This is a genomic window from Anaerobacillus sp. MEB173 (assembly GCF_052119505.1).
Classification (GTDB): domain Bacteria; phylum Bacillota; class Bacilli; order Bacillales; family JBJMAU01; genus JBJMAU01.
Genome location: NZ_JBJMAU010000020.1, coordinates 23,947 through 39,772, shown reverse-complemented (window position 1 = coordinate 39,772; position 15,826 = coordinate 23,947). Strand labels below are relative to the sequence as shown.

At 38.1% G+C, this 15,826-nt stretch carries 15 protein-coding genes; all 15 read left to right on the top strand.

Going from position 1 to position 15,826, the window contains the following annotated elements:
• Positions 1-240 precede the first annotated feature (240 nt).
• The 15 genes from veg to mazG all read left to right on the top strand — a co-directional run bounded on the left by veg (position 241) and on the right by mazG (position 15,808).
• A complete protein-coding gene (veg, locus tag ACJ2A9_RS20840; RefSeq protein WP_441423624.1) occupies positions 241-516 on the top strand; it encodes a biofilm formation stimulator Veg in 276 nt (91 codons plus the stop codon).
• Positions 517-681: 165 nt separating this feature from the next.
• Complete coding sequence (locus ACJ2A9_RS20835) at positions 682-861, top strand: small, acid-soluble spore protein, alpha/beta type (RefSeq protein ID WP_441423623.1); 180 nt, start codon at positions 682-684, stop codon at positions 859-861.
• Between the two features lie 203 nt (positions 862-1,064).
• Positions 1,065-1,928: a 4-(cytidine 5'-diphospho)-2-C-methyl-D-erythritol kinase gene (ispE, locus tag ACJ2A9_RS20830; RefSeq protein ID WP_441423622.1), complete on the top strand. Its 864-nt coding sequence runs from the start codon at positions 1,065-1,067 to the stop codon at positions 1,926-1,928.
• A gap of 60 nt (positions 1,929-1,988) precedes the next feature.
• The gene (gene purR / locus ACJ2A9_RS20825) at positions 1,989-2,837 is read left to right on the top strand and encodes a pur operon repressor (RefSeq protein WP_441423621.1); all 849 of its coding nucleotides are present in this window, start codon (positions 1,989-1,991) and stop codon (positions 2,835-2,837) included.
• Complete coding sequence (locus ACJ2A9_RS20820; RefSeq protein WP_441423620.1) at positions 2,834-3,208, top strand: RidA family protein; 375 nt, start codon at positions 2,834-2,836, stop codon at positions 3,206-3,208. The genes purR and ACJ2A9_RS20820 overlap by 4 nt, the downstream gene beginning before the upstream one ends.
• 144 nt (positions 3,209-3,352) lie before the next feature.
• Positions 3,353-3,646 carry a septation regulator SpoVG gene (gene spoVG / locus ACJ2A9_RS20815; RefSeq protein WP_441423619.1) on the top strand — a complete coding sequence of 98 codons (294 nt, stop codon included), beginning with the start codon at positions 3,353-3,355 and terminating at the stop codon, positions 3,644-3,646.
• A 193-nt stretch (positions 3,647-3,839) separates the two neighbouring features.
• The gene (glmU, locus tag ACJ2A9_RS20810) at positions 3,840-5,219 is read left to right on the top strand and encodes a bifunctional UDP-N-acetylglucosamine diphosphorylase/glucosamine-1-phosphate N-acetyltransferase GlmU (protein WP_441423618.1); all 1,380 of its coding nucleotides are present in this window, start codon (positions 3,840-3,842) and stop codon (positions 5,217-5,219) included.
• Between the two features lie 17 nt (positions 5,220-5,236).
• Positions 5,237-6,187: a ribose-phosphate diphosphokinase gene (locus ACJ2A9_RS20805; protein ID WP_441423617.1), complete on the top strand. Its 951-nt coding sequence runs from the start codon at positions 5,237-5,239 to the stop codon at positions 6,185-6,187.
• Between the two features lie 113 nt (positions 6,188-6,300).
• Positions 6,301-6,933 carry a 50S ribosomal protein L25/general stress protein Ctc gene (locus ACJ2A9_RS20800; protein WP_441423616.1) on the top strand — a complete coding sequence of 211 codons (633 nt, stop codon included), beginning with the start codon at positions 6,301-6,303 and terminating at the stop codon, positions 6,931-6,933.
• Between the two features lie 120 nt (positions 6,934-7,053).
• Positions 7,054-7,614, top strand: a complete 561-nt coding sequence (gene pth, locus ACJ2A9_RS20795; protein WP_441423615.1) for an aminoacyl-tRNA hydrolase — start codon at positions 7,054-7,056, stop codon at positions 7,612-7,614.
• Positions 7,615-7,693: 79 nt separating this feature from the next.
• Positions 7,694-7,924 (top strand): anti-sigma-F factor Fin, encoded by a 231-nt coding sequence (locus tag ACJ2A9_RS20790; protein ID WP_441423614.1) that lies wholly within the window; start codon positions 7,694-7,696, stop codon positions 7,922-7,924.
• 263 nt (positions 7,925-8,187) lie between these two features.
• The gene (gene mfd, locus ACJ2A9_RS20785; protein ID WP_441423613.1) at positions 8,188-11,730 is read left to right on the top strand and encodes a transcription-repair coupling factor; all 3,543 of its coding nucleotides are present in this window, start codon (positions 8,188-8,190) and stop codon (positions 11,728-11,730) included.
• Positions 11,731-11,992: 262 nt separating this feature from the next.
• Complete coding sequence (gene spoVT / locus ACJ2A9_RS20780; protein ID WP_441423612.1) at positions 11,993-12,529, top strand: stage V sporulation protein T; 537 nt, start codon at positions 11,993-11,995, stop codon at positions 12,527-12,529.
• 217 nt (positions 12,530-12,746) lie between these two features.
• Positions 12,747-14,354, top strand: a complete 1,608-nt coding sequence (locus ACJ2A9_RS20775; protein ID WP_441423611.1) for a putative polysaccharide biosynthesis protein — start codon at positions 12,747-12,749, stop codon at positions 14,352-14,354.
• A complete protein-coding gene (gene mazG, locus ACJ2A9_RS20770) occupies positions 14,351-15,808 on the top strand; it encodes a nucleoside triphosphate pyrophosphohydrolase (protein ID WP_441423610.1) in 1,458 nt (485 codons plus the stop codon). Before ACJ2A9_RS20775 ends, mazG begins: the two co-directional genes overlap by 4 nt.
• Positions 15,809-15,826: the final 18 nt, after the last annotated feature.

The window sequence follows — 15,826 nt, the reverse complement described above, 5'->3', positions numbered from 1 at the left end:
GCCAAAAAGTTAGTACTGTTATGAGAGACAGTACTAACTTTTTTCGGTTAAATATCGAAATCACACATAATTTCTGCAGTTTTATCCAAAAATAAGAAATGGGTAAAGCGCACTATAATTTCAAGCTGCAGTTTGAAAAAATGATTGACAACTGTTTTGTCTACTTGCTATAATAATAAATTTATTTGACGTATTATATCGTTTTGTGTTATAATATGTCAGAGTGAGGTGGGATGTGAAATGGGAAAAACATTAATTGACATTAAACGGACCCTGGATGAAAACATCGGGAAGCGAATTACGATAAAAGCAAACGGAGGGCGCCGTAAGACGATTGAAAGGTCTGGCTTTATCGAGGAGACGTATCCTTCAGTTTTTATTATTAAGTTAGATGAAGATCAAAACGCTTTTGAACGTGTTTCTTATAGTTATGCTGATGTTTTAACATCAACTGTTGAACTAACTGTATGTGAAGATCAGGATGTAAATATAGAAGGTACAGAACAACAAGTATAGGATGTAAAATTTTGGTTTCCTAGTTCCTCTTAGCATTACTAACAACAATTTTACATTTTACATTTTCAACTTTTATTTCTTGGTAATTTGAATTAAACATAGGTTTTTCAAATTCTACACATACTATTCATGTCGTAACAATGACATAAAGGAGTTGTTTAACACATGGGTAGAAGACGTGGGGTTATGTCTGATCGCTTCAAAGAAGAGTTAGCGAAAGAACTTGGCTTTTATGATGTTGTCCAAAAAGAAGGCTGGGGAGGAATTCGTGCCAGGGATGCTGGTAATATGGTGAAGCGCGCAGTTCAAATGGCCGAGGAACAACTTGCTCGAACACAAAAATAAATGTTTATTGTTACGATAACCGGGGCAGTTTGCTTCGGTTTTTTACATACAAAAAGTTATTTAGCTGCATGCTTCAGTCTTTAAGATTATTGAAGAGCAGAAATTTATCACATTCTATTGTCGGTATTTAGCAAAAGGTGGAATGCGGTGTTAACAAATGATAAAATAACGTAATATATGGAAATGTAGAGTAGGTGGAGAAAGTGAAATTATCAATTAAAGCGCCAGCAAAAATTAATTTGTCACTCGATGTACTATTTAAACGTGAGGATGGCTATCATGAAGTAGAAATGATTATGACAACCGTTGATTTAGCGGATCGTATCGAGCTGACATTATTAGAAGAAGACCGGATTGAAATCGATATTTCAGAAGGTTATGTTCCTGCTGATGAACGCAATCTGGCTTATCAAGCTGCGGCTCTGCTTAAAGAGCGTTACGCGATTACGAAAGGGGTCGCTATCTTTATCGATAAACACATCCCTGTTGCTGCAGGGTTAGCTGGCGGAAGTAGTGATGCTGCCGCTACTTTAAAGGGCTTGAATGAATTGTGGGATTTACGTTTAAGTTTAGAGGAATTGGCTCAATTAGGTTCTGAAATCGGATCGGATGTGTCGTTTTGTGTATTCGGGGGAACGGCATTGGCAACAGGTAGAGGTGAAATAATAAAAAAGATTCCTTCTCCACCACCGTGTTGGGTGATTTTAGCTAAACCGCCTATTGGTGTTTCAACAGCAGAGGTCTATCGAAACCTTAACATAGAAGCAATTGATCATCCGAATATTAATGAAATGCAAACAGCGATCGAAAATAAGAATTACCAACAGATTTGCAATCATCTAGGAAATGTTTTGGAATCTGTCACATTTTCTCTGCATCCTGATGTAAAGAAAATTAAAGAGCAAATGATCCGTTTCGGAGCTGATGGAGCACTTATGAGTGGAAGCGGACCGACTGTTTTTGCCTTAATTGAAAAAGAGTCCCGTATGAACCGGATATATAATGGCTTAAGGGGATTTTGTAGTCAAGTCTATGCGGTTCGACTTCTTAGTTCGAAGAGTCCTTGATAAAAACCGTACAAAAATGATATATTACATGTAAACATTCGGTTTTTAATGGAGGCTATAATGAAAAAATTAAGACGTAGTGGTCGTTTGGTTGATATGACAAACTATTTGTTACAACATCCTCATTCATTAATATCATTAACTTATTTTTCGGAACGGTATCAATCAGCTAAATCATCGATTAGTGAAGATTTAGCGATTATTAAAGATATTTTTGAAAGCCAGAAGATAGGCTCACTTCTGACAGTAGCAGGTGCTAGTGGTGGGGTGAAGTATATCCCTGTCGTTAATGAAGAAGAAGCAAAAGGGAATATCGAAGCACTATGTAAACAATTAGCGGATCAAGAACGACTGCTTCCGGGTGGATATTTGTATATGATGGACATCATTGGCAATCCTCACTTGATGAATCAGGTTGGCCGGCTGTTTGCAGCGATGTTCTCAAACAAGAAAGTCGATGTCGTCATGACCGTAGCTACAAAAGGTATTCCTCTTGCTTATGCAGTTGGAACGTACTTAGATGTACCTGTTCGGATTGTTCGCAGAGATCATCAGGTTACAGAGGGGTCGATTGTCAGCATTAATTATGTTTCAGGTTCAACGAAACGGATGCAAACGATGTCTCTTGCCAAGAGAAGCTTACAGCCTGGGTCAAACGTGCTTATTATCGATGATTTTATGAAAGCGGGCGGAACGATTCGCGGCATGATGGACTTATTAGAGGAGTTTCAGGCAAATGTAGCCGGAATCGGTGTGCTTGTTGAAGCGGAAGATGTTGAGGAACGACTGGTTGACGAATTTATATCCATTACGAAGCTTTCTGAAGTAGATGTCAAAGAAAAGAAAATTAAAGTAGAGACTGGTAACTTTTTTGAAAAGTTAGCAGAGATGACGGAGGTAAAACAATGAAAATCGTAAATACAAATTTAGCACCGGCAGCAATTGGACCATATTCACAGGGGATTATTGTCAATAATCTATTCTATAGTTCCGGGCAAATCCCATTAACAGCAGAGGGTAATTTAGTCGAAGGCGATGTAAAAGAACAGACACATCAAGTATTTAATAATTTAAAGGCTGTTTTAGCAGAAGCTGGTGCTTCATTAGAAACTGTTGTAAAAGCGACTGTATTTATAAAAGACATGAATGACTTTCCAACGATCAATGAAATTTATGGAGACTATTTCGGAGATCATAAGCCTGCGCGTTCTTGTGTAGAAGTGGCGCGTCTGCCAAAAGATGTTCAAGTTGAAATTGAAGTGATCGCATTAATTAAATAACTAGCAGGCTTGCTCTATGTATAGAGTGAGCCTTCTTCATGGCTAAAAATTTTTTTAAATTATTTTTTAAAAAGAAGGAATTATCCGAAGAGTGTTGAATTTAAGATAACAAGATCTTATTTTTGGAAAAAGGTGGTGGCATAAATGGAAGTGACTGACGTGAGACTCCGCCGTGTTAATACGGAAGGACGCATGCGGGCTATAGCATCCATTACTATTGACCATGAATTTGTAGTTCATGATATTCGTGTGATTGATGGAAATAATGGCATGTTTGTAGCTATGCCTAGTAAGAGAACACCAGACGGTGAATTTAGAGACATTGCTCATCCAATCTCATCACAAACCCGTGAAAAAATTCAATCGGCTGTTCTTGCTGAGTATGAGCGTGCTGGCGAAATGGAAGAAGTAGAATATGAAGAAGCAGGTGCTTCATAAAAATGATAAAAAAGAATGACTTAATAAGAGTCATTCTTTTTTTATTTGGCTTTTTTTTATTTCAGAATAATATAAAGAAGGCAAATTACAATCATCCATTGGGTTCCTATTTATGGGAAAGGTTCATCACCCTTGAAATGCTACCGTTTTTAGGATATATTCTTAATGGAAAAAGAACTGCTGGAGGTTAATCATGAGCAATCGTTATGCGGTTATTTTGGCCGCGGGTCAAGGTACAAGAATGAGATCAAAGCTTTATAAAGTACTGCATCGTGTATGTGGAAAGCCAATGGTTCAACATGTCGTTGATCAAGTAGCCAAACTGAATGTAGCAAATTCAGTCGTCATTGTTGGCCATGGAGCTGAGAAGGTCAAAGAGCAGTTAGGGGAACAAGTTTCTTATGCTCTTCAAGCTGAACAACTTGGTACTGGTCATGCAGTCATGCAGGCAGAATCGATTCTCGGTAAGAAAGATGGAACCACTATTGTGCTTTGTGGTGATACACCTCTTATTACTGCAGAGACAATGGAAGCTTTGTTTGAATATCATCAAGAAACGGGTGCAAAAGCCACTGTTCTGACTGCAAGAGCTGTTGATCCAACAGGATATGGACGTATAGTGCGCAATCAGTCTGGTGCTGTAGAGCGTATAGTAGAACAAAAAGATGCGACTGAAGAGGAATTGGCGATACAAGAAATTAACACAGGAACGTATTGTTTTGATAATGCCGCACTCTTTGCAGCCTTACAGCATGTCGGTAATGACAATGCTCAAGGTGAGTATTATTTACCAGATGTGATTGAAATATTACAGAAGCAAAACGAGGTTATTGCTGCATACCAAACGCCATCTTTTGATGAAACAATTGGTGTAAATGATCGTATTGCATTAGCAAATGCGGAGCAAATTATGAAAAAGCGCACAAATGAATCATTAATGCGCCAAGGTGTAACAATGATTGATCCAGCTACTACGTATATCTCTCCAGATGTTGTTATCGGTCAGGATACGGTGATCCTGCCTGGTACAATGATTACCGGAAAGACAGTTATCGGAGAAGAATGTGTGATTGGTCCAAACAGTGAGATTGCTGATTGCAAAATAGGAAATACTACGAAGATTAAACAATCTGTAGTTCACAACAGTGAAGTCGGCAGCTCAGTAGCAATTGGTCCTTTTGCTCATATCCGACCTCTTTCAACAATCGCTGATGATGTAAAAATCGGTAATTTTGTCGAAATTAAAAAGACAACGTTTGGTAAGGGGAGTAAAGCTTCTCATTTAAGCTATCTTGGAGATGCTGAGATTGGGGCGAATGTGAATGTAGGTTGCGGCTCAATTACGGTGAATTATGATGGTGAAAATAAATATGTAACCAAAATAGAAGATGGTTCATTTATTGGCTGTAATGCCAATTTAATTGCACCTGTAACCATTGGCAAAAATGCTTATGTTGCAGCGGGCTCTACAATAACTAACGATGTACCTGATGAAGCCCTATCGATAGCTAGGGAACGTCAAACAATAAAGGAAAATTACACTCAAAAGAGTAAAGGAAAGAAAACAAAGTAACGGAGGTAACTTCAATAATGGCGAAATATGGCGATCCGCATTTAAAAGTATTTACACTAAATTCAAATCCTAGTCTAGCACATGAAATTACAGAGCATATCGGAGTAACGATGGGGAAAAGCTCTGTATCTAGATTTAGTGATGGAGAAATCCAAATTAATATTGAGGAAAGTATTCGTGGTTGTGATATCTACGTAATCCAATCAACATCTGCTCCTGCAAATGAACATATTATGGAGTTGCTTATTATGATTGATGCCCTAAAACGTGCATCAGCCCGAACAATCAATATCGTATTACCTTATTATGGTTATGCGAGACAAGATCGTAAAGCCCGTGCAAGGGAACCAATTACAGCAAAATTAGTTGCGAATTTATTGGAAACTGCAGGGGCTACTCGTGTGTTAACCGTTGATCTGCATGCAACGCAAATTCAAGGTTTCTTTGATATTCCAGTTGACCAACTGTTAGGTGTTCCAATCTTATCTCAATACTTTAAACAAAAAGAACTTGATGATGTAGTTGTTGTATCGCCTGACCATGGTGGGGTAATTCGTGCCAGAAAAATGGCTGATCGTCTAAAGACGCCAATTGCAATTATTGATAAACGCCGTCCGAAGCCGAATGTTGCTGAAGTTATGAATATTGTTGGTAATATTGAAGGCAAAACAGCGATTATTATTGATGATATTATTGATACTGCTGGAACGATCACACTGGCTGCTAACGCATTAGTTGAGCACGGAGCTAAAGAGGTGTATGCATGTTGTACGCATCCAGTTCTTTCTGGTCCTGCAATGGAAAGAATTCAAAACTCGAAAATAAAAGAGTTGGTTGTAACAAATACAATTCCAATTCCAGAAGAAAAAATGATTGATAAAGTCACTTCACTTTCTGTTGCACCTTTAATGGCAGAAGCAATCATTCGTGTACATGAACAAATGTCTGTCAGCAAATTATTTGATTAATCGAATACAATAGTACTGAGCGCCATTTTATTTTTTTCTAAAGTTTTTTGTTTCAAAATGATCCGATTTGGGGATAGCTTATAAAGAACAGAAAACTAATGAGGTGAGATGAAATGGCAACTGTACTTAAAGCTGAGCAGCGAAGTAGTTTAAGGAAATCTGAAACAAAAGGACTTCGCTTACGTGGACAAGTTCCAGCAATTGTATATGGAAGTAAAATGGAAAGTAAACCCGTTTCCATTGATGGAATTGAATTTTTAAAGACCATTCGTGAAAATGGAAGAAATGCGATCATTTCATTAGATGTTGCAGGAGATACAAGTCACCAAGTCATTGTCAATGATATGCAACTCGACTCTTTAAAAGGTGATATTATCCATGCTGATTTTTTCGAAGTTGATATGCAATCGGAAATGGATGCCGATGTCCCGGTACATCTAGTTGGTGAGCCTATAGGTGCTTCCGACGGCGGTATCGTACAACATACGGTCCATCAATTGTCAGTACGTGCCTTACCAGCTGATATTCCTGAGGCGATTGAAATTAATATTGAAAACCTGGCAATCGGTGACTCAATTCAAGTGAGAGACTTACCGAAAGCAGGACAATATGAAGTGAATAATGAACCAGAAGAAGTGATTGTTTCGATCTTACCAGCACCTTTGAACAATGAACCAGATGAGCAACAAGCTCAGGAAGAAGGTACTGAAAAAGAAGAAGCAGAAGAAGGAAAAACAAATGAGTAATTGAAGTAAAAAGGTGTAGCCCGTTCAGGTTACACCTTTTTATACGGTCTTACCAAATTTTAATAAAAGGAATTTTTCATTGTTTGTAGAAGTGATTGTATAGAGAATAGGGGGTTGGCTATGAAAGTCATTGTTGGATTAGGTAATCCTGGGCCAAAATATGAAGATACAAGACATAATATCGGCTTTAAGGTCATTGATGAGCTTGAGAAGAAAATTGAAGTACCATTAAATCAAGCGAAGTTCAAAGGCCAATATGGCGTAGGGACAATAAATGGTGAAAAGGTATTTTTATTGAAGCCTCTTACATATATGAATTTATCAGGGGAATCAGTAAAACCGCTGCTTGATTATTTTAAAATTCCGGTTGAAGACATTGTTGTTATTTATGATGACTTGGATTTACCAGCGGGGAAAGTCCGGCTTCGTGAAAAAGGAAGTCATGGCGGACATAATGGAATCAAGTCTTTAATTGCCCACTTAGGTACGGCTGAATTTAAAAGAATCAGGGTTGGAATCGACAGACCTGAGCCTGGTGTAAAAGTGCCAGATTATGTTCTAGGGACGTTTAAACCTGATGAAAAAGAAGCAATCGGTGAAGCAGTTGAGAAATCAGTGAAAGCTGTTCAAAGTTGGCTTCAAAGTGGTAATTTTAAACAGGCTATGAACGAGTATAATTAATGATGAATAGTTTCCCGCCTTAAGGAACATACTAATTTTTAGAAGTTATGTAGCATATATTCCTTAGGGGGGCATAAATATGGCAATACATTATCATTGCCGCCATTGTAATGTGGAAGTAGGCAGGCTAGAGAGCAATCATTATGATTCATCTCAATTAGGTTTTAACCATTTGGACCATGAGGAAAGAAATGAAATGATCTCATATGATGCTTCAGGTGATATGCATGTGAAAACAGTTTGTGAGGATTGTCAGGAAGCGTTAGAGCGTAACCCGGACTTTCATCAGCACGAACTATTTATTCAATAGAATTACTCGCTTTGGTTCTACACCAAAGCATTTTTCTGTTTTAAGTTATCGATATTTAGGAAGGGTGTTCTTTATTCATTTCAAATAGGAAAGCCCTTTCAAAAGATAGAATACTTTTTGATGATCCTGTACCTGTTTGTAAGGAAGAGGGATACGAAATATTAACTGATCTTGTGAGGAGAGGAAATGACTATTAATCTACTAGTTTCTAAAAAAATTTCGATTCAGAATGATAACAGGTATGTAGTCAAGGGGGAGAATGTATGTTAGGTTTACAACGCTATTTTCAAAGCGGAGACGATATAAAAGCGGTTATCGACGGTGTTCAAGTCGGAATTAAAGAACAGCTCGTTGCAGGGCTAACAGGGTCTGCCAGGACATTATTAATGGCTTCTATTTATAGAGAAACTAAGCGTCCTCAGCTTGTTGTTACCCACAATTTATTTCAAGCTCAAAAACTATATGAGGATTTAATAGAACTTGTTGGCGAAGATGATGTATTTCTTTACTCGGTTAATGAATTGATTTCCTCTGAAATTGCGGTGGCCAGTCCCGAAATGAAAGGGCAGCGAATTGAAGTTTTAAACCATTGGAGTGAACATTCAACAGGAATTGTTATTGTTCCTATGGCAGGGATTCGACGCTTGCTTCCACCGAAAGAAGTGTGGAAGCAAAGCCAATGTCTTTTTAAGGTTGATGAGGATATTCATGTAGAGAACGTACTTAAGAAACTAGTTTCAATCGGCTTTCACCGTGTAGAGATGGTATCTTCACCAGGAGAGTTTAGTTTGCGTGGAGGAATTTTAGATATTTACCCACTAACTGAAGAGATGCCATTAAGAATTGAACTCTTCGATACAGTCGTTGATTCGATTCGCTACTTTAATGTTGATGATCAGCGCTCTCAACAACAAGTAAATCAAATTGTGATCGGACCAGCGCAGGAAGTCATTCTGTATGATGAGCATTATAAAAATGCTGCAGCACGATTAGAGGAAGGCTTAGCAAACAGTTTAAAAAAGGTGAAAAATAAAAAAGCGAAAGAAAAAATGGCCGAAGAGATTGCATATGAAATAGGTCTTCTAAAGCAGAAAACAACATTTGAAAGCATGTACAAATATATTGATCTATACTATGATCATCGAACAACAGTCGTTGACTATTTACCGAGTAATGGGGTAATCGTCGTTGATGAAATTAGTCGTGTGCAAGAAATGTCAGTCAGCTTAGATAAAGAAGAGGCCAATTGGCAAACATCGCTTATAAGTGAAGGGAAAATCATTACAGATATCTCCTTGTCAAAAAAGTTTGAGGAAATCATTGCGGATACACAGCAGCCGCTTTTATATTTGTCGCTATTTTTAAGGCATGTTCCACATACGAATCCACGAAATATCGTGAATGTAAACTGTAAAGCGATGCAAAACTTCCATGGGCAGCTTCACCTTTTAAAAAGTGAGGTTGAACGCTGGCAAAAGGGTCATATATCAGTGATCTTCTTAGCGGCAAACAAAGAGAGAGCAAAAAGACTTGACCATATTTTAGAAGATTATGAGATTAAGGCTGATCTTGTCGAGGACATCTCTCCACTTTCTACAGAAACTTGTCAGATTGTCATTGGAAACTTAAACACAGGATTTGAGTTACCAATGCAAAAGCTTGTTGTGATTACAGAAGAAGAGATTTTCACGAAAAAAACGCGGAAAATCAAGCGAAAGCAGAAACTATCAAATGCTGAAAGAATTAAGAGCTATTCCGAATTAAAAGTCGGTGATCTTGTTGTCCATACGAACCATGGTATTGGAAAGTATTTAGGAATAGAGACGTTAGAGATTAACGGTATTCATAAGGACTATCTTCATATTACGTATGCTGGTAATGATAAATTGTATGTACCAGTTGAACAAATCGACCAAGTACAAAAGTATGTCGGTTCAGAGGATAAAGATCCGAAAATTTATGCACTAGGTGGATCTGATTGGAAAAAGGTGAAGAAGAAAGTTCAATCATCAGTTGAGGACATTGCTGATGACTTGATTAAACTCTATGCAGAACGGGAAGCGACAAAGGGATATGCATTTGCTACGGATGGTCCTGAACAGCAAGAGTTTGAAACATCTTTCCTATATCAAGAAACAGAAGATCAACTGCGAGCGATTAAAGAAATTAAAGAAGACATGGAAAAGGAAAGACCGATGGATCGCCTCCTTTGTGGTGATGTTGGCTATGGGAAAACAGAAGTGGCGATTCGAGCAGCTTTTAAAGCCATTATGGATGGTAAACAGGTGGCAATTCTTGTTCCTACAACCATTCTCGCTCAACAGCACTATGAAACGATTTGTGAGCGGTTTGCTGATTATCCGATTAATATTGGTGTACTTAGTCGCTTCCGTTCGAGAAAACAGCAAACAGAAACAATGAAAGGACTGAAGAGTGGTTCAATTGATATTGTAGTAGGAACACATCGAATACTATCAAAGGATATTCAGTTTAAAGATTTAGGTTTGCTAATTATAGATGAAGAGCAACGCTTCGGTGTGACTCATAAAGAGAAAATTAAACAGCTTAAGGCTAACATTGACGTTCTAACATTAACAGCGACGCCAATTCCAAGAACATTGCATATGTCAATGTTAGGTGTGAGAGATTTATCAGTTATTGAGACACCACCAGAAAATCGTTTTCCGGTTCAAACATATGTTGTTGAATACAATGAAGGGTTGGTGCGTGAATCAATCGAGCGGGAGCTTGCCCGTGGCGGTCAAGTGTATTTTCTCTTTAATAATGTTGAAGAAATTTCCAATATGGCTGATAAAATTGCTATGCTTGTTCCTGATGCCAAAGTCGTATATGCCCATGGAAAAATGAGTGAAAACGAATTGGAATCAATCATGATTGATTTCTTAGAAGGAAATAGTGATGTGCTGGTGACGACAACAATTATTGAAACCGGAGTAGATATTCCGAATGTAAATACACTGATTATTTACAATGCGGATCGGATGGGGCTTTCTCAGCTTTATCAATTACGTGGACGGGTTGGTAGATCAAACCGTGTTGCTTATGCATATTTTACGTATCAAAAAGATAAGGTCTTAACAGAAGTAGCGGAAAAGCGTCTTCAAGCAATTAAAGAATTTACTGAACTTGGATCAGGATTTAAAATTGCGATGCGGGACTTAACAATTCGGGGCGCAGGTAATTTATTAGGTGCACAGCAGCATGGCTTTATTGCTTCAGTAGGGTTTGATCTGTACTCACAAATGTTAAAAGAAGCAATTGAAGCAAGAAAAGGTGAAATGGGAGAAGTAAGAGAAACAAAGATAGAGGTTGAAATTGACCTGCAAGTTGATGCTTATATTCCTGAAAATTATATTCAAGATTCAAAACAGAAAATTGATATGTATAAGCGTTTCAAGGATATATCCGAATTAACGGACATTACCGATCTGCAGGATGAAATGATTGACCGATTTGGAGACTATCCGGATGAAGTTGGTTATTTATTCACCCTTGCGAAAATGAAAGTATTGGCGATTGCCCATCGAGTCGAATCGATCATTCAAAAAAATGGAGTTTGTACAATCCTTTTCTCGAATGAATTAACGAACGAAATTGATGGGGTAAAATTAATGGAAATGACGTATGACATAGGGAAGATGGTTTCAGTTGGAATGAAAGAGGAAAAAATTATCATTAACATTAAAACAAAGGAAACAACAGATAAGCAATTTTTGGAAATTATTGAATTGCTTCTAACAAAGATGGATGATGTAAAAAAGGAACATGTTGGCTCAACAACCTAAATCTTTGAATTCGAAAAATGGGAGAATTGATTCCATTTATTTGAAAAAAACACGCATATGCACAAACAATTTCATGAATTGGTGAATAGTTCTTTCTATACGACGGATAATAAAGACAAGCAATATGATGATTTCCATTACAGGAATTCATTATGACCAGGGCGTTCTAATACGGCATCCCTTATTCAATTTTTTATTCTTCGTGTCGTTATTAGTACGTCACTTTAGCAATAACATCTGAAGAAAGTGAGGCATCGTAAGAATGAAAGCTACTGGTATTGTCCGTCGTATTGATGATCTAGGTCGTGTTGTAATACCGAAGGAAATTAGGAGAACATTACGTATTCGAGAAGGTGATCCATTAGAAATTTTTGTGGATCGGGATGGAGAAGTAATTCTTAAGAAGTATTCACCGATTTCCGAGCTCGGTGACTTTGCTAAAGAATATGCTGAAGCTCTGTACGAAAGTTTAAATCATATTGTGTTAATAGCAGATCGTGATACATACATCGCTGTATCAGGTGGGTCTAAGAAAGATTATGTAAATAAGAGCATTGGTGAAGTTGTCGAAAGTGCAATGAGTGACCGCAAAGCGGTTATGGAATCAACGAAAGGTGAGTATAACCTCATAAGTGATCATAAGGATGAACTTGGAGGTTATGTTATTGCACCAATAATTGCAAATGGTGACCCGATTGGCGCGGTCGTCATGCTCGGAAAAGAAGATGCTGTAATGGGTGAAGTTGAGAAGAAACTTTCTGAAACTGCAGCCAGTTTCTTAGCACGACAGATGGAATAGCAAAAGTCTTGACACTTTTCAAGAGGTAGCGAAAGCGCTATCTCTTTTTTATTGTTCTGCATGAGACAGTCCTGGTATTGTCAGAATGATACTCTCCATTAACTTGAAAGAAGTTCACAGATATTTTGCGCCAGTGCCTAACCGCTCGAGGTCACTTACGCTTTTCGTATATGATATAATGGCTTCTAGATTGAAACCTAGAGGAGACATTTACATAATGGTTGAAAAACAAACTACATCGTTACTTCAAGGGGCCGTATATTTATCAATCGCGGTCTTATTGACAAAGGTGATGAGTGCCGCTTACCGAATTCCATATCAAAATATGGCTGGGGATGTTGGCTTTTATGTCTATCAACAGATTTATCCGATATACGGAATCGCACTTATTCTAGCTACATACGGTTTTCCAGTTATGATTTCAAAGTTGGTTTCTGAACAAATCGCCATGAACAACCATCAAGGGGCAAGGCATGTATCAACAGTCTGCTTTATTGGCCTTGTTGTCTTTGGACTCAGTTTATTTTCGTTGTTTTTCTTTAGTGCTGAACTCCTCGCTATCATTATGGCCGATAGAAATCTTATTAAACCACTTCAGGCAATTTCTTTTTCATTTTTATTCATACCATTTTTAGCTGTGTTAAGAGGATATTTCCAAGGGAAGGATAATATGTTACCAACAGCAGTTTCACAAGTGGCTGAACAGGCCGTTCGAGTAGCTGCCATTTTGGGATGTACATACTTCCTGATTTCACACGGATATGGACCATATGCTGCGGGTACAGGTGCTGCAATTGGCTCTGTTCTTGGAGCATTAATTGCGATTACCGTGTTAATGCTTTATAAAAAAAGAGATAAAAAGAACGCTGTGACCGATTATGATGCAAAACAGAACATGTCCGTTTTTCTCATTACAAAACGGCTTTTTCTTGAAGGCTTTCTTATCTGTTTAACGGCTTTAGTATTGGTGTTGTTTCAATTTATCGATTCGATGACAATGGTCAGGCTCTTACAACATGGGGGATTGTCGGATAGTATAGCGATCGTAACGAAAGGGATCTATGATCGTGGACAGCCTCTCATTCAGTTAGGGACGGTTGTTGCGACAGCCCTGTCATTATCGATTGTCCCAATAATTACGAAAAGTAAGGCAAGGGGCGACTTTGACGTAATTGGACAAAAGGCCGAAATGGCCATTCGCGTAACTCTCATCATCGGTATTGGTGCTGCATCTGGTTTGGCGATCGTCATTGGACCGACAAATACGATGTTATTCACCGACAGTTCAGGATCAATTGTATTGGCAATACTAGGGATATCGATTATATTTAGTTCAATCATTGCAACGACTGCTGCAATTATGCAAGGATTAGACCATACTTTTGTGGCAGCAAAATATATTATCATTGGACTTGCTGTAAAGCTTCTGTTAAATCTTATTTTATTGCCATCTGCTTTAACAATAGGTGCAGCGCTCGCAACTGTGATTGGCCTTTTCGTTATTGCTTATTTCAATATTATCTTTATTCAAAAGAAGCTCTCAATAACGATCATCCGATACCGTTCTGGACGAACCATTATCATTTCGGCATTGATCATGGTTATTGCTACATGGCTCTGGAAAGAAAGTATCGAATGGATGCTAACGTATGAAGGTGAGCGTTCTGCATCAGTGATAGTTGCCTTAACAAGTGTTTTGATAGGTGCTGCAACATACATAGGAGCGCTTCTGAAAATGAAGGTCTTTACAGAAGCAGAATTTGAAATGATACCAAAAGCGAAAAAAATCCTGAGATTTATTCAGAAAAAGGAGGAGAAAAGATGAACAAAATTACGATTGTTGGTTTAGGTGCAGGAGATCTTAACCAATTGCCAATTGGAATTTACAAAATGATAACCAAAGCCGAGTACTTATTTTTGCGTACGAAGGATCATCCTGTTATTGAAGAGCTGACAAATGATGGGCTAAGTTATGAATCATTTGATCATATTTACGAAAAGCATGACCAATTCGAAGCAGTGTATAAGGATATTGTTCAACAGCTTTTGAATAAAGCCGAAAAAGCAGCGATTACTTATGCTGTGCCGGGACATCCTCTTGTAGCTGAACAAACCGTTCAGTTGTTACTAGATGAAGCGAGTAAGAGTAACATTCAAATAGAAGTGGTTGGGGGACAAAGCTTTCTTGATCCGCTATACAGTGCATTGCAAATTGACCCAATTGAAGGTTGTCAAATTGTCGATGGTACGTCTTTAAAGAAAGAGACACTGCAGATTCGCCAGCACATCATCATTTGTCAAGTTTATGATGCCTTTGTTGCTTCAGATGTGAAACTAACGTTAATGGATCTATTACCTGATGATTACCCTGTTACGATTGCGACAGCTGTCGGAAGTAAACAAGAAGATATTCGGACTGTTCCATTGTATGAATTAGACCGTGTAACAACAATTAACAATTTAACGGCTGTCTATGTTCCTCCAGTCCAAGAGGAAGAGCTGTTGTATCGAGACTTTTCCAAACTGCGCGAGGTCATTGCGACTTTACGTGGACCAAATGGCTGCCCATGGGACAAGAAGCAAACACATCAATCATTAAAACCTTATTTAATCGAAGAAAGCTATGAAGTTCTCGAAGCAATTGATAATGAAGATGATGACCATTTAGTTGAAGAGCTAGGTGATGTATTATTACAAATCATACTCCATTCACAAATCGGTGAGGATGATGGCTGGTTTTCCGTTGAAGATGTCATTGAGTCGATTACTAGTAAAATGATTAGAAGGCATCCACATGTGTTTGCCACGGAAACGGTTGAAAGTGCTGAGGAAGTGGTTCAAAATTGGGAAGAAATCAAAAAGGCAGAAAAAGGTGAGGTAAGCGAGTATAAATCGGTACTAGCTGGTATTCCGAAAGGAGTGCCAAGCCTCTATGAAGCGTATCATATTCAAAAAAAGGCAGCGAAAGTCGGTTTTGATTGGGATGACGTAGCTCCAATTTGGATGAAAATTCAAGAGGAAATCGCTGAGTTTTTTACAGAGATAAAGCAGAATAACGAATCCACCAGCAAAAAGGAGTTTGGTGATATTTTATTTGCCTTAGTTAATTTAGGTCGGTTCTATAACATCCACCCAGAAGAAGCACTGAAACAAACAAATGAGAAATTTAAGAAGCGTTTTCACTTTATTGAAAAGACATTACATGAACGTGGACAATCATTTGAAGACGTTACGTTAGCTGAAATGGATGAAATATGGGAACAGGCAAAAAAAGAATAAAATAAGGGAGTGATAGAT